Genomic DNA, 19,846 nt, shown 5'->3' with positions numbered 1-19,846 from the left:
TAATAGTCTTTTAACCATTGCTAGATAGCAAACTAACTATAATACCTTGAACAATGAAACTTAAAATCGCCAGAACTCATAAATATTTAAAACCAATAACTAGAGAAAACCAGAGAAAATCAATGTCGCAAGCCAGCTCTATATCACTCACTAATTCCAAATCTACTTCACATATCGACATCGACGATGTCACTCATTTCTTATTGGAGTTAGATGCGCTCAAGCGCGTGAGTCGCCGCAGCTATGTGACACAGACTACTCGTAAAGAAAACTCTGCCGAACATTCTTGGCATTTAGCGATGGCCTGTTGGTCGATTGCTGAATTATTTGCACTAGACGTCAATCATGAAAAATTGCTGAAGATGGCGTTGGTTCATGATTTGGGTGAGATTGATGCGGGGGATACTTTTTTATATGCTGATACGCGTACTGATGCACACGTCGAAGAGCGTGCATGCATTGCCAGATTGCAATGTGAGCGAGGCAATGGCATTAGTGATTTAAGCGAAGTTTGGGAAGCGCAGGAAACAGGAAGTAGCAAAGAGAGTCAGTTGCTCAGAGTGGTCGATCGCTTATTGCCGTTTTTACTCAATCTAAATACCGATGGTAAAACATGGATTGAGCTTGGTGTTACGCGCTCGCAGGTGGCGGGTGCGCATGCATTTATCGAAGACAGCTTTCCTCCTATTCATGATTGGCTCTCACATAATATTGCATACGCAACTCAGCAAGGCTGGCTGATTGATGCGTAAATCTGCATAAATAACAGGCATAAAAAAAGCCCAATTAAGCTTTATGATTCACGCTTAACTGGGCTGATATTTTCAGTACTCTTATACAGGCGTGTTATTGAGCGTTCGCCATTCCTAGCAATTGGCCCATTTGCACGATGCTATTGGCTTGCATACTATCTAGCCAGTCAGCCTTTGCTGCTTTTGGCAATACCACGATAGCCGTTGAGCCCAAATAAAAGCGTCCAAGCTCTTCGCCTGCCGCAAACTGCATATCGTGATCCGCTTCCTGTATATCGTCAGTACGAGCAATCTTGCCAGTGGCGACGGTTTCAATACCAGCGACGATCATAGCACCAACCATCACAACAGCTGCTTTGCCATATTTGGTATCAAACATACAGACCAGACGCTCATTACGCGCAAACAAGTCTGGCACGTTAGCCGCCGTAGTATTGTTGACCGAAAACAGAGTGCCAGGTACATAGCGAGTCTTGGTCAATGTGCCAGTAAACGGCATATGCACACGGTGATAATTGCTAGGTGCTAAGTAGATAGTTGCAAAACTACCATCAGCGAAATAACTGCCATCTTCACTATCAGCAAGTAGTTGGCCGACATCATAGTGACGACCTTTTGCCTGTAGTAGTTTATGGTCTTCGATTTGTCCTAGCTGAGAGATAATACCGTCCGCAGGGCTCACGATACCGTTTGCCGTGGCGTCGATAGTACGAGCATCTTCTTTTAACTCGCGGGTAAAAAAGTCATTAAAACTTTCATAAGCGTTAAGGCTTTGGCGTTCGTACTCGTCTAAGCTGATATTATAAGCTTTGGCAAAGCTACGGATAAAGGTGCGTTTGACATAAGGGTGGCGACTGGCGGCCAAACGTCCAGCGACTTTACTGAGCTTTTGCTGCGGCACAAGCTGTTGTAAGGTGGTAAATACATTCATAATAAGGCTACCAAAATAAGGTGTAATGTAATAGTGACGTGTTGGAAATTCGACCATGGCACTGACAGTGGCTAAAATTGCGCCATACTACGTTGTAAATCTAGATAAGGCATGAGCATTATCGTCGTTTTACGCCTTGTCTGGAACAGTTTTAGCGATCCGTAGTACCTATTTGTGAATATCAAACACGCCCTAATAATAGTTAAGTTAATGACGGTATTTTATCATGGACAGCATATTATTGTATGGCCATAATCTGTTAAGGAATTAGTAAATGAAAGCACTCATACAACGGGTGAAGCAGGCTAGTGTGGTCGTCGATCAGCAGTGTATTGGCGAGATTGGGCATGGAGTATTGGCATATATTGGCTTAGGGCATGAAGACGATTTTGCCGCTGCCCAGCGTATGATTGACAAAATACTGACCTATCGCATTTTTGAAAATGACGATGATCCGGCCAAATTTGGTAAACTGGATAAAAACGTTCAGCAGGTTGCTGGTGGGTTATTATTGGTCTCGCAATTTACCTTGATGGCAAAAACAGACAAAGGTCGCCGACCAGACTTTGGTGGTGCGATGGCACCTGCTGCGGCGCAAGCGTTATTTGAAAAACTGGTCGATTATGCCAAAACTAAGCACCCGAACGTGGCAACTGGTCAGTTTGGTGCTGATATGCAAGTGTCGAGCGTCAATGATGGGCCGCTCAATTTTTTACTAGAAATCTGATTTTAGAGTGTCATCAAGCTGTCATAATTAATCCGTTTAATAGGTAGAGACTGGTGAGTATATATCGCCTTTTTACATGCTAGATTTTGTCCTCTAACACCGAGAATGTCCTATGTATAATGAGCAAATTTTGATTGTTGAAGATGAGCCTGCGATTCGTGAAATGGTTGTCATGACGCTAGAGATGGCTGGGTTTGATAGCTTGCAAGCGGCTGACGTATCAGAGGCGCATCAGCAGGTGGTCGATCATAGACCATCACTGATACTATTAGATTGGATGTTACCGGGTGACAAGAGCGGTGTGGATTTTTGTCGTATGCTTAAAAACGACGAGCTACTCTCTGAAATACCAGTCATTATGCTAACGGCAAAAAGTGAAGAAGACAGTAAAGTTCATGGTTTAGATGCAGGCGCAGATGATTATATGACCAAGCCTTTTTCGACTCGTGAACTGATTTCTAGAATCAAAGCCGTACTACGCCGCAGTAGCGCGATGAGTAGCGACAAACCTATCGAAATTGGGCAGTTAAGTTTAGATACTAAGAGTCAGCGTGTGACAGCTGCCGGTAAAATTGTTGATGTTGGGCCCACAGAGTATCGCCTATTGGCATTTTTTATGAGTCATCCTGAGCGCGCCTATACACGAACGCAGCTACTCGATCAGGTATGGGGCGGCAATGTATATATCGAAGACCGAACCATCGATGTGCATATCAAACGTCTACGTAAATTACTGCGACCTTATGACTGTGATACATTGATACAGACGGTACGTGGAACAGGCTACCGATTTTCTAGCCTGATTGAGCCAAGTTAATCTTGTACAAATAATGCCGCAGCGATATAAAGGCCGCGGATAGTGGTAAGGATAAAAAATGGACAAGATAGCGCCAGTACAAAGTGAGCAATCAGCTCTATTAGAGCAAATATCTACTCAAAGTACAGCGGAGCAACTCAAAAAAATCGGCAGTGCACTACGAGCCTTGCGCGATGCAGTGATTTTGCTCAACAATAATGACGGTCTAGAATGGTGGAATCAGGCGGCACAAGACTTATTGCTGCTACAGCCAGAAGATAAAGGTCAGAACATCTTTGACTTTATTACTGTACCTGAGTTCCGCCAGTATTATGAAGGTACAACGATACCTAACGATGGCGTCCATATAGAATCATGGCGAGATCCTAGTCGCTACTTAAAGTGCGAACTGACCCCTTTCGGTGATGAAAAATTGCTGTTTGTATATGATGTGACCCGCCTGCGGCACTTAGAGCAAATGCGTCAGGATTTTGTAGCGAATGTCTCGCATGAGCTTAGAACACCATTGACTGTAATGATGGGCTATCTGGAGAATTTCTCCGATCAGCCAGATATGCCGCCGCAATGGCGTCGCGGTTTTGAGCTGATGACGCAGCAAACAGCCCGTATGAACAGAATTGTAAACGACTTACTGCTACTGTCTAAGATTGAAATCGAAGAGTCACACGAGCTGCACTACATAGATATGACTAAGCTACTGACCAATATCTACGACGATGCACAGGCCTACAACCAAGCATACAAACACATCATTCATTTGCATATAGATACGTATGATGGGCTGTACGGATCAGAGATGTACTTGAATAGTGCGCTATCCAATTTGGTAATCAATGCAATCAAATATACGCCAAAGGGTGGTAATATCACTATCAGCTGGACAAGGACGTCTGATGGCTGCCGTTTTGCGGTCGAAGATGATGGGATCGGTATTGCGTCAGAGCATATCGCCCGTTTGACAGAGCGTTTCTATCGTATCGACAAAGGTCGCAGCCGTGCAACAGGTGGTACAGGGTTGGGACTAGCGATTGTAAAACACGTATTGCACCAGCACGAAGCGCAGTTGCAAATCGATTCAGTAGAAGGGGAAGGGTCGACATTTAGTGTGGTATTCCCCTCAAACTACGTCAGATCCGTCACAGCCAATTAATATGATTTCTGGTCTGTATTAGCGTGCGTTTCTCGGCTTAAGTTTTTTAACTAATATCAGCTCAGTGCTATTTCAAATTAGGTTAACGACATACTTTTCTGTATCCGTTAATTCTTTTGCAAAAGCGGATAAGGGTTGACCGCACTGCCATTAATATAGATACCATAGTGTACATGTGTCGGTGTTCCTTTTGCATTACCGCTATCACCCACATAACCTATCACGTCGCCCTGATTGACCCAATCATTGGGAGAGATGTCAGCATAGTCTTCTAGATGAGCGTAGTAATGTCCTGCGCCACCAGGCCCTACCACCACAACCACGCGTCCACCCAATGTGTTCTCACCAACCTTGCTTACTACGCCTTGCGTGGTCGACTGTACGGGAGTATTGCGCGGCGCAAAGATGTCGATGCCTTCGTGGGAGCGGCCTTGACTACGTGCTGCACCCCAAGTGTCTGTCAGGTTTCGTTCTGGTAGTGGACTGGGTAAGCTGTTTTCGGTCGGCAGTTCTTGTTGCAATAGACTTAATTGCTGCCATTTGGCAACCACAAATGACTGCGTCTGTTGACTGATACTGGGTAGTAGCTTATCAAAGACAAATAACAGTGCTAGCAATACGATAGCCTTAATCAATAGGCTTATTAAACGACTAAAAAAAGAAGGTCTGGGAGGCTGGTTATTTCCATCTGCTAGCATTGATGTCTCATATATATTTGATGTCATTTGAGTTTTGATTATAAAAGCTTCGTCTAACAACGTATGTATCGCATTGTTATCTATCGTTTTTACCCCCATAGATATTCTTATGGTTAAGAATATAGACAGCAAATATAGTTTTATCTACTTAACATTTCTGCTGAGCATAGACAGTTGCTACTGATGGTTAATACTTTATGAATGATGCTTTTAAGCCTACTGATATTTCTGCCACGCGCGAAACAGCGCTGGTTATCGATACTGAAACAGATCAGGGCAGTGATCCTAGACCTATCCAAGTTGCTACTATCAATGTAGCAACTGGCTTTGAATGGATGAAATACTTTAACAGTGGTCGATCTATCTCACCCATTGTCATAAAGGTGCATGGTATTACCGATGATGATGTGGCTGGACTTGAGCGCTTTGAGTTGGAGCAGTTTGAATTACCAGAGTACTTGATTGGTCATAACGTACGTTTTGATTGGCGAGTGATTGGCAGTCCTTCTGCTAAGCTGATTTGTACAGTGAGACTTGCGCGGGTAGCTTTTCCAGAATGGCGCGCTTACGGTCAGTCTAAGTGTATCGAGCAGTTATTGGGCAAGGGTGAAGCGAGTGCAATGACGATTGCCGCTCATGACGCGCTTGGCGATGCTCGAATGTGCTATTTGCTGTATCAGGCATGCTGCGAGCGTCTAGAGATTGCGCCGACAGACTTTGCAGCGGCACATGCTATCTCTAATAAAGCGACCCCTGTGAGCAAAATGCCGTTTGGTAAGCATAAAGGCAAACCTATCAAAGATGTGCCTATCAGCTATGTTAAATGGATGATAGGCAATATTCATAATATGCAGCCGTCGCTGTATTCGGCACTGACTAAACGCTTACAAATGGAAGAGGCAGAAAACGCAAAAAAGTAATCTAAGTTATTACGTAGCCAATATATAAGGGGCTACGTGACGATAAAATTATGGTTGGTCGTGCAACCATGTCACCGCCATCTGCCATAGCTGCGGCGCTTTGATATTGGTCTTACTGCTAAAATAGCGCATATGACCGATATGATTTAGACCAAAATCCTCAGGGTCCAAGAAACGCTTTTCTACGGGCATCTTTGTAAATACCCTTATCATATCGTCCATGTTTTCACTGTTGGCGATATCGTCATCGCTAAAGCCAAGCCACAATGCCGGCATGCTGAGCTCATCATAGAAATGCGTGTGTATGCTTTTGCCAAATGCGGTTTTGATATAGCCCGCGCCATTGCACCATTCACGCCATTGACGAGCCACGCCGCGTGGCAGCGGCTCACCCATACCGATTTTATCTGACGGCGTATAGCCCAGTGTTAAATTAGTGAATGGAATAAACGCATCCATAAAACCCATGGCTTTGAGTTTATAGGGCATGCCCATATTTTTGATACGCCCTGACGAGCAAGCGACATTGAACACTGAGCCAATCGCCTGATAGTTGGGCATCAGGCCAATGAGCTGACCACCCGCGCTATGACCGATGAGGTGATAAGAGGCATCAGGAAACTCATCTTGTAAAGCATCAAGTACAGCTGGCATGTCATGGCGACCCCAACTGATCAAGGAAGCGCTACATTTTGCCAGTTCGGTCGATAGTGACTCACCGATTCCTTCATTATCAAAGGTCAGCACTCCAAAGCCGCTTTCTGCTAGGTAGGTCGCAAAATTATGATAAAAGTGACGCTTAATACCTGTGGCAGGTGCCATCATGACGGCTTTTTTTGTTGCATCTTTAGGGCGATAGACCGTGGCTGCCAATGCTTGGTTGCGATCGGTCATGATGCTTAATGAGTAAGTATCAATATTGCTCGCGTCATTCGTATTGCTTTTACTAGTGAGATTGCTATTAACCACAGAGCTTGATAGCTCGGCAGTAGGAGAGGTGTTGTGATTATCCATGGGTATACCTTAGTATTTTTATTAGTAGATAATGAATATCGAACTATGATGAACAATAAATGCGCATCTTGAAAGTGTAGTCGTTGCGTAGTGATAAATCGTTGTGACTATGTGGTAGCATTGCTTATGTTAAGATAAATACTGGCAAGACAGTTGCTCAAATATGACTTCCAAGTTTCGTATAGCTTGGTTGAGTTTGTCTTATGAATCATGTGCATGACAATATAAATGATAGGTGTCGGTATGCAGCCCTCACTAATAACAAGCACTCAATAAAAACTGACAGGTAATTAAGGAAGCTATATGCAAATGAAAATTAACGATGATACTTATGACGTAATCACAAGCAAAGACATTACAAATATTGAAAAAGCAGTCGACAAGTCTGCCCTATCAATGCCGCTCGTGGCTGTGTATTGCGGTTCACGCTTGGGCAATGGCGACGTGTATGAACAGGCGGCACGCGAGCTTGGCAGTGCTTTGGCAAATAATGGCATGGGGCTAGTGTATGGTGGCGCTAGTATCGGTCTGATGGGCGCAGTTGCGGATGAAGTAATCAATGGCGGCGCGCAAGCAGTGGGCGTGATTCCAACCTTTATGCTCAAGCACGAAATCGCTCATGAGCAGCTGACTCGCTTGCATTTGACTGACACTATGCACACGCGTAAGACCGTCATGGCAGAGTATGCCGATGCCTTTATCACGCTACCGGGCGGGCTAGGAACATTAGAAGAGATTATGGAAATCGCCACGTGGCGTCAATTGTACCAGCACGAAAAACCAATGATTATTCTAAACATCAATGGTTTTTATGACCGTATGATTGAGCATTTGAAATATACCACTGAGCAAGGCTTTATGAAGCAGGAAGATTTAGATCGTCTAGTAGTGTGTAATACCATCAGCGAAGCGATTGATATGCTACAGACAGTAGTGACCATAGATGATGCTGTGGATACGGAGAAGATGGCTGGTAGTAATAGTTAAGCCGTATAGCTATTCATACACAGCAAATGCTTAAATATTAAAAGTTATTGCAAAAAAGGAGCAGATAACCAAACCTCGGTTATCTGCTCCTTTATTATATGTATTAACAACCTATCAGCGAATCATGTCTATTAGGCATCAGCAGGCGTGAGATCGTCCAATGCTACTTCACGAATACTATGATTAACATGAGCCATCGCTATCGGGAATCCACGCTGTTCAGCGAGCTCACGTGCAACCTCATCGACAGCGAGGCTATCGTTATGGACAAGGTATGACCACTCATGAGCATAGCGACGACGATTCAGAGGTGTATCGTTCTCTATCAAACCTAGATCTGTCAGCTCATTAACGATTTGATCAGCGGCAATCAAGGTCGAAGATGCTTTGACGTTTTCTGCACGGGCATAGCGTATATTAGAGTACAAGCTCACGTCAGCGACTCGCAGCGTATCATCCTGCCCAGGAATCTGCTGTCCACCGTATAGCGCGTTACCAACAGTACGTGCGCTGTTAAATGTTGGTACAAACTCCGCCACATACTCAATCGCTTGCTGACTACGTGCCTGTAAGGGTGCTTTATCCCAACCATCTTCAATATAATGCACGTATTGCTGTGGCAGTTTGGGCTGCGCACTGTCTTCACTTGATGCGACAAGACCATCATCAAACAAGGTAATGGCTTTACTCATACCGTGAATCTGAAAATATCCGCCAGGGTAGGGAGTAAGCTGCGCCATGCCTTCTGGTGTACCTCGTTGACCGTAGACGATAATCTCTGGTATCTGTCCACCAGCATCGCCCCAATGGGTCACATAAGACGATTTGAACTCGACCATACGTGTGACTTCGACACCAACCATATCGTCGATGACACCCGTACGAAACCCACAAGCATTGACTAGATAATCAACTTCGATAGTCTCAGGCTGAGAGGCGTGTTCTTGATTATGGATCTGTTGATAGTCGATACGCCATTTGGTGACATGATGGTCAGCGTTGGTACAGTTCTCACAATCTACCGGCACGACTCTTTGCACAGCGGTTTCGGTAAATACGTGCGCATTGTCGTACTCTTCGAGCGCAAGCTTGGCAGAAGCTGCTAGACGAAAAATGTTCCAGCCATATTCTTGAACGACAATTAACGGAAATTTAACTTTGTTCAAATCTAAGTATCTAGCGACTGGAATCATCCACTCATCAACCGTACTTGGTACAGCGACTTGCTCACGTTCAGACAGCTCAATCAATTGCTCATGACTATAGAGCTGATAGTAATCTTCAGGCTCGCCCAATACCTTATTATTAGCATCTTGCTCAATCAGTTCTTGATAAGCATCGGTCAAAATATCTAAACGCGGTAGTAAATCTTCAGGCAACCCTTCATCACGTGTCGGTACGGCAAACACCGTAGGACGAACGTCAATAGTGTGCGGATACAAACGCAAAATATCGATACATTGCTTGAGCAGTGCTACGCAATCCTCGTCCGGTATTTCACGATATAAATTACCACCTGCATGCAAATGACACATAGGTGGTCCATCAATGAGAGATTTTTTCTTCTCAAATAAGTATGTCTCTAATCCTAACGCAGCAAGTCGAATTGCAATCGTCGATCCCGCAGTACCGCCGCCCAAAATGCCAACACGCTTTTTAGGTTGAATGTTTTTTGCCCCGTAAGATAACACCTCAGAATGAGCGTCACGATTAAAGGATTGAGCGTAGTTTTTATCAAAAGACTGAGTCATTGTCGTCGTTGTATCCTTAATAGCGTCTGTATTAGGCCATGCTCGATATATGTATCAAATGTTCTATATTTCTTGATATGAGTGCGAAGGTAATTAAGTTCAACTCACAAATCTGAACTTCAATAGTCATCTTTCCTATTGTTTAGCCATTCTTCATCTCTATAGGTTTATTTTACGAAGAACTACAGACAATATGATGGGAAATACGTAAGAAGATGCATGATTTTTGTCAACGAGTCGCTATATGTGTGAAGTTTTTCAGACAAACGAGCCTTTCTAAAAATAGAGTAAACGAGAGAAGTGGCAAACTTGTGGAATCGGAAATAAGCTCGTTTTATTGTTTTGTAAAATTCGACCACTTTTGTAAGTGTGTATATTGGTAGCCAAGATAACTTAAAATCGTATGTTGTATTCATTTTGCTTAGCAAGAAGTGTCGGTTCTGTTTTGAGAACTGTTCAAAATTCCAAATGTTAAAATTAACAAAAGGGACAGTCGATAAAGTAAACGACAACAAGCTCATCGCTATAAAAAATACGACTAAAATTACAAGGAAGTTATGATGAAAAATATGATGATGCTATCGGTACTAACAGGTGTATTGACACTAACTGGCTGTACTACCTTAAAAAACGTGGCCGGTAACGATATGTCAGGTACGCATGAAGTACAGGCAACGAGCAATAATACAGCACCAGTCACTAGCAAGAATGGGGTGCTGGTAGATGCTACAAATCATATGACGTTATATACGTTTGATAAAGACTCTATGAATAAGTCAGATTGCGGTGCAGCTTGCCAAGTTGTGTGGCCAATTTTCAAAGCGCCTAGCGATGCTAAAGCCTCAGGTCAGTTCGCTGCATTTAAGCGTGAAGATGGCAAATATCAGTGGGCAATGAACGGTAAGCCTTTATACTTCTATGCTAATGACACAAAAGTTGGTGACAAAGACGGTGATGATAAACTTGGCGTTTGGCACGTTATCCCAACCAAATAGTATCTTATAACGCTATTGTTGGACAAAAAAAGCAGCACTATTATGGAGGCTGCTTTTTTGTTGTTGCTAGTAAAAGCGATTAATAGCGAATGACGTCTATTTTGACTTTTTCTCTACCAATTCGCCATCTATCTGAATAGGCACATTGGTGGTAACGCCTTGCGAGTATGCATCCATGCCATAAGCAGTACGATCGATATTGCCTGTGGCGCGGAAACCAATCACAGGCTCTTTAGTAAGAGGGCTGTTATCGATTTTCTTTAGCGTTAGGTTAAGTGTTAATGGTTTGGTTTGACCAAGTAAAGTAAAGTCGCCAGTGACTTTTGCTTGTTGTGGATTGATAAAGTTAACCTGAGTGGATTTAAAGCTCATGGTAGGGTACTTCTCAACATTGAAAAACTCGTCGGTTTTCAGATGCTTGTCACGGGCTTCCCAAGCAGTATCGATACTGTCTGTATCAATGACAAAGTTAAGCTTTGTTTTGTTTGGATTTTTTAGGTCAAACTGCACGGTACCGTCGACATCACTAAAGTGCCCCATAACCGTAGAAAATCCCATATGCTCAACAGAGAAACCGACACGAGTATGTGAATTATCTAGTTGCCACTGAGTTGGTAGAGCAGCGCTTGCCATAGTCGTGATAGCAAGTGCTGAGCTGATTAATAGTGCCTTAGTAGTGGTTTTGATGGTAGTGTTTATCATTGAATAGTCCTTATTTAGTGTTAGGGAAGTTGTGCTTACCGATGAACAAAGAGTGCGATATTTTTTGTAGAAAACTGACTAGCCATATCGCATAAATGTTCGATAGATAAATGGCAAAGAAAAGCTAAAGCTCGTTAGCTTAACTACAGATATCTATATAATTGATTAATTTAACTAACCAAAATATTGTACTGGGTTAACTTATACATCTCAACACTATTTCTCTATTATTGACAACTTATCACATATCTCTATCACAACTGCGGCTTGCGTTAGGTGACAAAAACCGTTAAAATCGCAGTTTAATTTTCCCGCTGGGGAAAGGCTAAGCGAACAGAAGGGTGGTGTTGGGTGCTGGAATAAGCCAGTGACGCAGTTGCCATACTTGTAATGTCCTTAGTGCCTCAGTTACGTATGTCATTATTTGTTTGATACATCATCGATGATGCTGTATTTAGACGTTGTACATACATCGGACCTAGAGAGTATATTATGCGTAAAGATATCCATCCTAATTACCAAGAAGTTTTATTCCACGACACTAACGCTGACGTGTTCTTTTTGACTCGCTCAACTGCTAAGACTAAAGCGACTCGTGAATACGAAGGTAAAGAATACCCATACTACCCACTTGATATCTCAAGTGCGTCGCATCCGTTCTATACTGGTGAGCAACGTAAAACTTCTACTGAAGGTCGTGTTGCAAGCTTCAACAAACGCTTTGGCGCATTTGGTGGCCGTAGCAAGAAAGCTGCAGACGCTGCTGAATAATTTACACTCATGGTGTAAATGTATTTCGTTAAGCAATAAAAAACCGCTGATTATTCAGCGGTTTTTTTGGTTTAATTTTCTATTATCTAAAAATCAGGCTATCAGGCTATCAGGCTATCAGGCTATTTAGCGCTCAAACTCAGTAGTAGATGAGTCCAATAACTGAATAGAATCTAGTAACTGAATAATGGTTTCTACTATTTGCTGTGCCCAATAGCCGTACATCAGACTGCTAGGATGAAATCCATCACTGGCAAACATCACATTGATATCTATAGCCGAGCCATTCGCATGCTCTTCTAGCATCCTTGTAAAGTCGGTTGCCATATAAGTGACACCAGTATGAGCCGCACAGACCTGCTGCAATATCCCATCAAGTACCGATGCTTTTGCACCCACAAAGTTATTGAGCGGGGAAGGGATTGCAGGCATTTGCGCCATCGGTGGCAAACTTAAAAAAACCAATTCTCGTACGCCAAATTTACGCTGTGCAATATTGATAATGTCTTCGATTTGCTGTTGCCATTTATGCACAGAGACGTTGGACGTCGTGTCATTGACCCCTACGCTCAGCAACATCACATCAATAGGCTGCTCAGGAGCGGGTAAGACATATAACCTGCGTAGAATATCAAAGCTAGTATGACCTGTTGTCGCTTGCAATGACCAATTGAGTCGAGCAAAGTTTGATTGGATAGCTTTGTTTTGTTCCAGTATCGGTATGAGCTTACCGACCAACGCTTCTTGTTGGGTCTGGCTACCCACACCTGCTGCTGCCGAATCACCGACGACCATAAGGTTAAATGTCTTAGCATTTTGCGCTGATATCTCATTATTCGATTGAGGCAGGTCAATCATACCGTGCCTTTCACCATGTGGTTCAGGCAAGCGGACTGTATCACGCTTGATTTTGCGACCTTGATAGAGGTAGACAGGGGCAAGTAAAACGTCTCTTGCGACCGACGTTAGTTTACTAGTGTCTACCATCCTGCACGTTCCCTGATAGTCGTGAGACTGTCTTCAATTAACAATTTACCGTCGACATAGACATCACGTAATAGATTGTCAGTTGGGTCGCTCATCTCATTTTCTTTGACAGTTGTTAGCTGGCCACTATCGTCTTTTACCAGTGCCAATCGTCCTTTTTTTGAGCGTTTTGAGCGGCTGGTGACAGGATCTTTATAAATATCCTTCCATGCACCATCGATAGAGATAGCGCTAGATTTCATCGCCCAACTCATAGTGTCGCGGTTGACTTGCTGCAATAGACCGCCGCCCATACCAAACGTCACATTTTCTATGCTAAAGCCCGCTTTGATGACCACATCAATAATTTTGCTTAAACTTTGCGAGCTGATGCCATCACCTTGGATGATGCGTACGTAGTCGGGCAGCACTTTATAGCCTTTACTGTTTACGGTCGTACCGAACTTCACCGCCAAGCGCTCTAACGCTTCACGGACGACTTTGGTAGGTTCGCCACTGTCTGGACGAATGACCAAGGTGCCGCCCATGTTTTTGACTTCATCTTTTAAGGCGTCGCCCCAGATATTGTCGATGGCATTCCATAAATCATAACTATCTGAGACAACTGAGAATGCTTTATCCTTACCGCCAAACTGCTCGATCATATTGTGAAAAGCAGCAGTCTCGCCATCACGTCCCCAAGCTGTCATCGTACTGTGCTCGGCGGCTGGGATAGAAAATGCAGGCATATCATCGCCCATCTGATACCAGCGACTAGCACCGATAAGCGCTGTCATCGAGTCAGTACCAGCAAAGTTGACCAAATGCGCTAAGCTACCAAGCGCAACCGTTTCTTGGCTTGATGCACCGCGTGCGCCAAAGTCATGCAAGCGAAAAGGCAGGGACTCTGTATTGTCCGCTGATTTCTCTAATGCTTGACGGATAATGTCTTTGCAATAGTGAGAGACACTAGCGACCGTGGATGGATACCAAATCGCACGCAATAACGCTGTTTCGATATAGCTAGGTAGCCAGTAAAACTCAGGATCGGTATTGATCACTTGGCAGACTACATTGGACACAGGCACGATACTGCCTTCGGGTACGGCTTGGATACGCAATGGCAAATAGCCGTCGTGTTTTTCAATTAAATGTTCCCAACCAGTACGATTGAAGGTTAGGCCATGCGCTTGAACGACCATTTCGGCTTCGTCGATATCTTGATGAGTAATAGGCGTACTTAAGTACTCTTTGATAAAGGCTTGCAAGCCAAAGAACACCACATCGTAGTCGCCTTTGCGCGCTTCAATGTAGCTTGACAGATACTCACTACTGCTCGGGTATTGCACCCAATGTGAGGTCTTATAGCTGTCACTATTTAAGATTAAATTGTTTAGATTACTGGTATACATCACAGAACTCCTCTGCTTTGAAATGCCGCAGCTGCTTTAATAAAAAAACAGTGGCGGTGGTTGATTGCCGTCTATCGGCATTGGTATCAAATTGTTAATACGATATTTAGTGATAGCTGTTATTGATAATAATTTGCTCAAGTAGCTATTAGAAAATGCTACCAAAGAAAGCTACTAGAAAAAACGATTAGCAGCGAACTACAAGCCAACCATCTTAGTAATAATCGCATAGTGATCTTCAAACATCATCTTCGCATCGAGCTCAGCTAAGGGTAACCAAAATGCTTTGGTCGCATCGTCGCCACCTTTTACTTTTGGCAGACCTTTTGGATCGTTTTTGAGCTGAAAATAAAACGCTTGAGTAATGGTGCGACCACGCGCTGAGCGATATGGATCGTCGAAGGTATGCTGGCTATGGCAGGAGCCGCGCAATACTGGCTCAGGCACCTTGAGGCGAGTCTCTTCGCGTAGTTCACGGATACAAGCATCAAACAGCGTCTCTTTTGGATTTAGAAATCCACCTGGCAGCGCCCAGAGTCCACGCCCTGGCATACTACGTCGCTCAACCAGTAGGATATGTCCCGACTGTACAATCAAGGCATCGGCAGTCATAAAAGTAGGCGGGTAAGGTGCTGATTCCCACTGTCTTTTATATTTATCTATGAAGTCTGCTTCTTCATGCAACTGATGGTAGTCTTCAGTTTGTTTGAATGCATCAAGGACGTTGCGCGTCGACTCAGGCGTACGTTCGGGCGTAGGCGTGGCCCCCATCAGGTAGCTGTCGCGAATCGGTGTGGCTGATAAGTTATGATAATTAGGCACTGACACAGAGTCCCAGTTGGGGAACAACGACAGATAGTAAGATGAGCTGTCTTTCGAATGACCAATCAAGCCAATATCCGTCTGCAAGTCGCCAGTGACAGATTTTACACCTGCCTGCACATACTGTAGCCAGCGGGTGTCATTGTAGAGTGCATCATCTAAGCCAACACAGTGAATGCGTGCGGCTTCTTCTTCAGAGTAAGCGCCTTTAATCATTGCGGCACGCTCAGCGACGCTAAATGGATTGCGTAAGCTACGTGGCAAGTTGGCTGAGCCAATGAGCATAATCACTTCATCTGAGCGTTTTAATGCCTCATCGATGACGGCTTTGTGCCCAGCATGAAACGGCTGAAAGCGTCCGATAAAGACCAGATAACGATAGTGTTTACTGCTTTTTTGATCTAGGTTTTGCTTATCTGACTGTTGCTCTGATAATTCACTCATAGACGCCAACTTCCTACGACTTATTTTTATTGATTAAAAATTAATGACGCTAATACTGACACAGCCTATGACTTTCTGACAAGTATAAAGATGTTTAGGGGTGTGTCATTATCGAAATCATCCAAACGAAATCTCTACTTTAACTGGCATACTTCTCTATCCATGCCGTCACCGTTGGCCAAATCTCTGTGGCAGCATTGCGACTGATCATGATGCGACTGTGCGTATAGTCATCTAAATCGCCGTTACTGAGCGAGTACTCTCGAAAGATATTAGTTGAATTATCAAAGCTATCAAAAAACAAACGACAGCCACGAGTAGGGGAGATGAAGGTATCGCCTTTCGCACTGATAGAATAAACAGGAATGGTAATCTGTGGCATATGATGACGATAGTCGATAAAGTCATCGCCAGTACTTTTCTGCTGATTAATGCTTTCGTTCATTTCTTCTGTATTTGTCCTGCCTTTATCGAAATTAGCCTTATTCAAAAAGCTACTTTTAAAGTTTTTGTGCAAATTCCAATCGTACCACTGGGTCATCGTATAGTAGCTTTCGTTAAAAGGGCCTACCTTGAACTGCTTAGCGGGTATGAAGCCGATCAAACGCGTAACTATCTTGGCCGTAAGGATTTTTGCGTAGCTGGTCGAATCTTTTACTGCCCCAAAAGCTTGGCAGGCAAACATGCTGATGCTATTGACCTTATTGATATAGCTTGGGTTTTGGACGAGAAACATGGTCAAACCAGCACCGCCGCCACTATGAGTAACGCAATGTAGATTATCGAGTTTTAATTCTTCAAAGAAATAGCGAAAAGTCGCTTCATAGTCGTAAGTGGCGACAGTCTCAAAGTTGAACTTTTCTTTCGGTAGGGAGCTATCACCATGCCCACGCCATTCCATGATGTAGCAATGGTGACCAAGCCCCGCAAAATATTCGGCGATTTTGAGGCAAGTTTGCTTGTCAGAAAACGTACCATGCGTCAAAAATATGTTTTGCGGTGTAATGTCAGGTAGGCTGTTTTCTGACGTGTTAGCTATCGTATCTTTGTCTGGATTATCGGCTACTTTCCAAACGGCAATTTTCTCATCATCCTTAGTAGTTACTAGGTGCAACGTCCGTGTCATCATAAAAATGATCCTATCCAAAAAATACGTAATCTTTATACAAGCTGATAATTATACAAGGCGATTAAAAGCTACCATGCTCATAACGCTACACGCTACTGCGCAAAATCATTCAAATTATCAATACTACGTCAAAACCAGATGACTTGCTCGGGCTAGATGTGAACGGTATGGCATATCGAAAATGCTGAGTGCGCTTGATAAATGGTACCGCTGTCTTTATATAGAGAATAACTTGGCAGCCTACACAATCATTCAGCGTGTTTATCTGTCATGGTTTACATATTGAGTTACTTTGCCACCTGTTAGCATCATTAAAAAAACCAATGACGACAATTTACAATAGCCTCAGTTCAATTCACAGTAGCGTGGTCGGAATTGATGCGTGATTCAGGTATAATGACTGCTATAGACGGATTAAACTTTATACTCATGTCGACCAATGTCATACAATAATAAATACCAATCATTGCCAGTCTGCATGTCTTATATAAATCGTAAACATTTTAAAAATCCAAATTCACGACACAGTAGCCATAATAGATATAGCGTTTGTGTCATAACGCATAGGAAACATTATGAGTGAGCAAAACCAAGCTGATAACCAACTAGACCAAACTGCTGGCTATGAATCAGCCCTAGATACCGAGCAAGTCGAAGCGAAAAGTAACATCACTATCACTGAGTCAGCTCAGGGCTACTTGGCAGATTTGTTATCTAAGCAAGATACCGATGGTATCGGTGTGCGTATCTTCGTTGAGCATCCTGGTACGCCGCGTGCGGAGTGCTGCATGGCTTATAACCAGCCGGGCGAAGAAGACAGCGCTGACTTGCGTTTTACGTATGAAAACTTTTCTGCCTTTATTGAGGCGGCGTCAGTACCTTATCTAGAAGACGCGGTCATCGATTATAATAAAGACCGTTTTGGTGGTCAGCTGACTTTCCGCGCGCCAAACTCTAAAGTGCCTAAAGTAGGCGCTGATGCCAGTGTCGAAGAGCGCATCAACTATGTATTGCAGTCAGAGATTAACCCTGGCTTAGCAGCGCATGGCGGTGACGTACAGTTGCTTGAACTGATTGATGAAGAAGGCATTGGTTTAACCGCTGTATTGAAATTTGGTGGTGGTTGCCAAGGGTGTTCAGCGGTTGATATGACTCTACGTCAAGGTGTTGAAGTGCAGCTAAAGCAACAAATTCCAGAATTGACCCAAGTGGTTGACGAGACTGACCATACTCGTACAGAGAATGCTTACTACAAATAAAATAAAAAATAGTTAAAAGCAAAGTGGCTGCTATAAAGGTGGCCATCATCTCTAGTATAGATATGCCTGTTTGGTTTGCTGCTTATGAATATTTGTCATGAAGAGATGAGTATTTTACTATTCTTTTAATAAAGAAGCTGAGTTATGATGAACTCAGCTTTTTTTATTGCTATGATTTAGCAGACAGTTTTTTAAGGTGGTTTTTGAGCGATACGTCGTCAACAAATCATCTTTTATCAAAATAAAGGAATGTACTATGAGTGATGGATCAGCAGACCAGCAGACAGCCCAACAATCAGAAACTCCTCAACGTCTTGAGACCTTAGCGATTCATGCCGGCTATAGTGTAGAGCCAACGACCAAAGCAGTCGCCGTGCCTATTTATCATACCAGTTCATATGCGTTTGATAATACTCAGCATGGTGCAGATCTGTTTGATTTAAAGGTCGCAGGCAACATCTATACTCGTATTATGAATCCAACCAACGCGGTGCTAGAAGAGCGTGTGGCTGCGTTAGAAGGCGGTATCGGTGCGCTTGCCGTAGCTTCTGGTATGGCTGCCATTACTTATGCGATTCAGACCATTTGTGAAGCAGGCGACAATATCGTCGCTGTATCAACGCTATATGGCGGTACTTATAATTTATTTGCCCATGCTTTGCCGCGTCAAGGTATCGAAGTGCGCTTCTTTGATCATAAAGACCCAGAAGCCATTCGTGACTTGATTGATGATAAAACTAAAATGATTTTTGCCGAGAGTATCGGTAACCCACTAGGTAATATCGTCGATATTCAAGCGCTCAGTGATGTCGCTCATGAATACGGCGTACCTGTCGTGATTGATAATACCGTGGCGACGCCTGCGATATGCCGTCCGTTTGAGTTCGGTGCAGATATCGTAGTTCACTCATTGACCAAATATATGAGCGGAACCGGTACTTCAATCGGTGGTGCAATTGTCGATAGTGGCAAGTTTGCTTGGGGTGATTATCCTGAGCGTTTCCCACTCTTGAATACGCCAGATCATAGTTATCACGGTGTGAACTTCGTCAAAGACGTAGGCGCGCCAGCCTTTATTGCCCGTGCCCGCGTTGCGCCACTACGTAACACTGGCGCAGCACTTAGCCCGCTAAATGCCTTTGGTATCTTGCAAGGTATGGAGACGCTAAGTCTGCGTATGGAGCGTCACGTGCAAAACGCACAAGCCGTTGCAGAATATCTGCGTGATCATGATAAAGTTGCTTGGGTTAAATATGCAGGTCTGTCTGACCATTCTGAGCACGAGCTTGCCAAAAAATACATGAAGGGCACGCCTTCTGCTATTTTGACCTTTGGGGTGAAAGGCGGTCTGGAAGCTGGGGCGCGCTTTATTGATGCGCTGCAACTGATTACTCGTCTGGTAAATATTGGTGATGCGAAGTCACTAGCATGCCATCCAGCGACGACCACGCATCGTCAGTTAAATGAGCAAGAGCTAGAAAATGCAGGCGTCAGTACGGACATGATACGACTGTCGATTGGTATCGAACATATCGAAGACATCAAAGCCGATCTTGCCCAAGCATTAGCTTCTGCTTAATAACAAGCGCTTATTAAGTT

At 43.7% G+C, this 19,846-nt stretch carries 19 protein-coding genes; 10 read left to right on the top strand and 9 right to left on the bottom strand.

Annotated features, from left to right (window positions below):
* Window positions 1-122: 122 nt before the first annotated feature.
* On the top strand, window positions 123-752 hold the full coding sequence (locus JMX07_RS02380; RefSeq protein WP_201606049.1) for an HD domain-containing protein: 630 nt from the start codon (window positions 123-125) through the stop codon (window positions 750-752).
* 94 nt (window positions 753-846) lie between these two features.
* Here the strand turns inward: JMX07_RS02380 and asd are convergent, their stop codons facing one another.
* Entirely contained in the window at window positions 847-1,683 is an 837-nt protein-coding gene (gene asd, locus JMX07_RS02375; protein ID WP_201606047.1) for an archaetidylserine decarboxylase, read from the bottom strand.
* Between the two features lie 274 nt (window positions 1,684-1,957).
* Between asd and dtd the strand changes: the two genes are divergently transcribed.
* The 3 genes from dtd (at window position 1,958) to phoR (ending at window position 4,377) form a co-directional block, all read left to right on the top strand.
* Window positions 1,958-2,410 (top strand): D-aminoacyl-tRNA deacylase, encoded by a 453-nt coding sequence (gene dtd / locus JMX07_RS02370; RefSeq protein ID WP_201606045.1) that lies wholly within the window; start codon window positions 1,958-1,960, stop codon window positions 2,408-2,410.
* A 112-nt stretch (window positions 2,411-2,522) separates the two neighbouring features.
* On the top strand, window positions 2,523-3,227 hold the full coding sequence (phoB, locus tag JMX07_RS02365) for a phosphate regulon transcriptional regulator PhoB (RefSeq protein WP_057761786.1): 705 nt from the start codon (window positions 2,523-2,525) through the stop codon (window positions 3,225-3,227).
* A gap of 58 nt (window positions 3,228-3,285) precedes the next feature.
* The gene (gene phoR / locus JMX07_RS02360; protein WP_165597213.1) at window positions 3,286-4,377 is read left to right on the top strand and encodes a phosphate regulon sensor histidine kinase PhoR; all 1,092 of its coding nucleotides are present in this window, start codon (window positions 3,286-3,288) and stop codon (window positions 4,375-4,377) included.
* A 107-nt stretch (window positions 4,378-4,484) separates the two neighbouring features.
* Here the strand turns inward: phoR and JMX07_RS02355 are convergent, their stop codons facing one another.
* On the bottom strand, window positions 4,485-5,075 hold the full coding sequence (locus JMX07_RS02355) for a M23 family metallopeptidase (protein WP_201606042.1): 591 nt from the start codon (window positions 5,073-5,075) through the stop codon (window positions 4,485-4,487).
* Window positions 5,076-5,272: 197 nt separating this feature from the next.
* Between JMX07_RS02355 and JMX07_RS02350 the strand changes: the two genes are divergently transcribed.
* Window positions 5,273-5,995, top strand: coding sequence for a putative quorum-sensing-regulated virulence factor (locus tag JMX07_RS02350; RefSeq protein ID WP_179799479.1), 723 nt, complete (start codon window positions 5,273-5,275; stop codon window positions 5,993-5,995).
* A gap of 48 nt (window positions 5,996-6,043) precedes the next feature.
* On the opposite strand, the gene JMX07_RS02345 is transcribed toward JMX07_RS02350, so the two are convergent.
* Window positions 6,044-6,889, bottom strand: a complete 846-nt coding sequence (locus JMX07_RS02345) for an alpha/beta fold hydrolase (protein ID WP_227684590.1) — start codon at window positions 6,887-6,889, stop codon at window positions 6,044-6,046.
* 423 nt (window positions 6,890-7,312) lie between these two features.
* Between JMX07_RS02345 and JMX07_RS02340 the strand changes: the two genes are divergently transcribed.
* Window positions 7,313-7,996: a TIGR00730 family Rossman fold protein gene (locus JMX07_RS02340; RefSeq protein WP_057761780.1), complete on the top strand. Its 684-nt coding sequence runs from the start codon at window positions 7,313-7,315 to the stop codon at window positions 7,994-7,996.
* 131 nt (window positions 7,997-8,127) lie between these two features.
* Here JMX07_RS02340 and JMX07_RS02335 read toward each other — a convergent pair whose 3' ends face one another.
* Window positions 8,128-9,747 carry an FAD-dependent oxidoreductase gene (locus JMX07_RS02335; protein ID WP_201606038.1) on the bottom strand — a complete coding sequence of 540 codons (1,620 nt, stop codon included), beginning with the start codon at window positions 9,745-9,747 and terminating at the stop codon, window positions 8,128-8,130.
* A gap of 557 nt (window positions 9,748-10,304) precedes the next feature.
* On the opposite strand from JMX07_RS02335, the gene JMX07_RS02330 reads away from it, so the two are divergent.
* Window positions 10,305-10,742: a hypothetical protein gene (locus JMX07_RS02330; protein ID WP_227684588.1), complete on the top strand. Its 438-nt coding sequence runs from the start codon at window positions 10,305-10,307 to the stop codon at window positions 10,740-10,742.
* A 96-nt stretch (window positions 10,743-10,838) separates the two neighbouring features.
* Here JMX07_RS02330 and JMX07_RS02325 read toward each other — a convergent pair whose 3' ends face one another.
* Window positions 10,839-11,444, bottom strand: coding sequence for a YceI family protein (locus JMX07_RS02325; RefSeq protein WP_201606027.1), 606 nt, complete (start codon window positions 11,442-11,444; stop codon window positions 10,839-10,841).
* 492 nt (window positions 11,445-11,936) lie between these two features.
* Between JMX07_RS02325 and JMX07_RS02320 the strand changes: the two genes are divergently transcribed.
* Complete coding sequence (locus tag JMX07_RS02320; protein WP_057761772.1) at window positions 11,937-12,215, top strand: type B 50S ribosomal protein L31; 279 nt, start codon at window positions 11,937-11,939, stop codon at window positions 12,213-12,215.
* A 126-nt stretch (window positions 12,216-12,341) separates the two neighbouring features.
* Here the strand turns inward: JMX07_RS02320 and JMX07_RS02315 are convergent, their stop codons facing one another.
* From JMX07_RS02315 to JMX07_RS02300, 4 genes are all read right to left on the bottom strand, one after another.
* Window positions 12,342-13,202 (bottom strand): SGNH/GDSL hydrolase family protein, encoded by an 861-nt coding sequence (locus JMX07_RS02315; protein ID WP_201606025.1) that lies wholly within the window; start codon window positions 13,200-13,202, stop codon window positions 12,342-12,344.
* Window positions 13,196-14,593, bottom strand: coding sequence for a nicotinate phosphoribosyltransferase (locus JMX07_RS02310; RefSeq protein WP_201606023.1), 1,398 nt, complete (start codon window positions 14,591-14,593; stop codon window positions 13,196-13,198). Before JMX07_RS02310 ends, JMX07_RS02315 begins: the two co-directional genes overlap by 7 nt.
* A gap of 198 nt (window positions 14,594-14,791) precedes the next feature.
* Window positions 14,792-15,859 (bottom strand): bifunctional nicotinamide-nucleotide adenylyltransferase/Nudix hydroxylase, encoded by a 1,068-nt coding sequence (locus tag JMX07_RS02305; RefSeq protein WP_201572692.1) that lies wholly within the window; start codon window positions 15,857-15,859, stop codon window positions 14,792-14,794.
* A gap of 139 nt (window positions 15,860-15,998) precedes the next feature.
* Complete coding sequence (locus JMX07_RS02300; protein ID WP_201606014.1) at window positions 15,999-16,988, bottom strand: alpha/beta fold hydrolase; 990 nt, start codon at window positions 16,986-16,988, stop codon at window positions 15,999-16,001.
* Between the two features lie 575 nt (window positions 16,989-17,563).
* Here JMX07_RS02300 and nfuA point away from each other — a divergent pair.
* Together nfuA and JMX07_RS02290 are read left to right on the top strand one after the other, a co-directional pair.
* Window positions 17,564-18,247 (top strand): Fe-S biogenesis protein NfuA, encoded by a 684-nt coding sequence (gene nfuA / locus JMX07_RS02295; protein WP_057761762.1) that lies wholly within the window; start codon window positions 17,564-17,566, stop codon window positions 18,245-18,247.
* A 256-nt stretch (window positions 18,248-18,503) separates the two neighbouring features.
* A complete protein-coding gene (locus JMX07_RS02290; protein WP_201606006.1) occupies window positions 18,504-19,826 on the top strand; it encodes an O-acetylhomoserine aminocarboxypropyltransferase/cysteine synthase family protein in 1,323 nt (440 codons plus the stop codon).
* Window positions 19,827-19,846: the final 20 nt, after the last annotated feature.

The sequence above is a fragment of the Psychrobacter immobilis genome (assembly GCF_904846235.1).
Taxonomy (GTDB): domain Bacteria; phylum Pseudomonadota; class Gammaproteobacteria; order Pseudomonadales; family Moraxellaceae; genus Psychrobacter; species Psychrobacter immobilis_C.
Note: the sequence above shows the minus strand (reverse complement) of the source record. Positions and strands in the feature narration are given on the sequence as shown.

Bases quoted from the DNA above. Each gene is read 5' to 3' on its own strand.
- JMX07_RS02380 (WP_201606049.1), top strand. From the start codon at position 123: ATGTCGCAAGCCAGCTCTATATCACTCACTAATTCCAAATCTACTTCA.
- asd (WP_201606047.1), bottom strand. From the start codon at position 1,683: ATGAATGTATTTACCACCTTACAACAGCTTGTGCCGCAGCAAAAGCTC.
- dtd (WP_201606045.1), top strand. From the start codon at position 1,958: ATGAAAGCACTCATACAACGGGTGAAGCAGGCTAGTGTGGTCGTCGAT.
- phoB (WP_057761786.1), top strand. From the start codon at position 2,523: ATGTATAATGAGCAAATTTTGATTGTTGAAGATGAGCCTGCGATTCGT.
- phoR (WP_165597213.1), top strand. From the start codon at position 3,286: ATGGACAAGATAGCGCCAGTACAAAGTGAGCAATCAGCTCTATTAGAG.
- JMX07_RS02355 (WP_201606042.1), bottom strand. From the start codon at position 5,075: ATGCTAGCAGATGGAAATAACCAGCCTCCCAGACCTTCTTTTTTTAGT.
- JMX07_RS02350 (WP_179799479.1), top strand. From the start codon at position 5,273: ATGAATGATGCTTTTAAGCCTACTGATATTTCTGCCACGCGCGAAACA.
- JMX07_RS02345 (WP_227684590.1), bottom strand. From the start codon at position 6,889: ATGACCGATCGCAACCAAGCATTGGCAGCCACGGTCTATCGCCCTAAA.
- JMX07_RS02340 (WP_057761780.1), top strand. From the start codon at position 7,313: ATGCAAATGAAAATTAACGATGATACTTATGACGTAATCACAAGCAAA.
- JMX07_RS02335 (WP_201606038.1), bottom strand. From the start codon at position 9,747: ATGACTCAGTCTTTTGATAAAAACTACGCTCAATCCTTTAATCGTGAC.
- JMX07_RS02330 (WP_227684588.1), top strand. From the start codon at position 10,305: ATGATGAAAAATATGATGATGCTATCGGTACTAACAGGTGTATTGACA.
- JMX07_RS02325 (WP_201606027.1), bottom strand. From the start codon at position 11,444: ATGATAAACACTACCATCAAAACCACTACTAAGGCACTATTAATCAGC.
- JMX07_RS02320 (WP_057761772.1), top strand. From the start codon at position 11,937: ATGCGTAAAGATATCCATCCTAATTACCAAGAAGTTTTATTCCACGAC.
- JMX07_RS02315 (WP_201606025.1), bottom strand. From the start codon at position 13,202: ATGGTAGACACTAGTAAACTAACGTCGGTCGCAAGAGACGTTTTACTT.
- JMX07_RS02310 (WP_201606023.1), bottom strand. From the start codon at position 14,593: ATGTATACCAGTAATCTAAACAATTTAATCTTAAATAGTGACAGCTAT.
- JMX07_RS02305 (WP_201572692.1), bottom strand. From the start codon at position 15,859: ATGAGTGAATTATCAGAGCAACAGTCAGATAAGCAAAACCTAGATCAA.
- JMX07_RS02300 (WP_201606014.1), bottom strand. From the start codon at position 16,988: ATGATGACACGGACGTTGCACCTAGTAACTACTAAGGATGATGAGAAA.
- nfuA (WP_057761762.1), top strand. From the start codon at position 17,564: ATGAGTGAGCAAAACCAAGCTGATAACCAACTAGACCAAACTGCTGGC.
- JMX07_RS02290 (WP_201606006.1), top strand. From the start codon at position 18,504: ATGAGTGATGGATCAGCAGACCAGCAGACAGCCCAACAATCAGAAACT.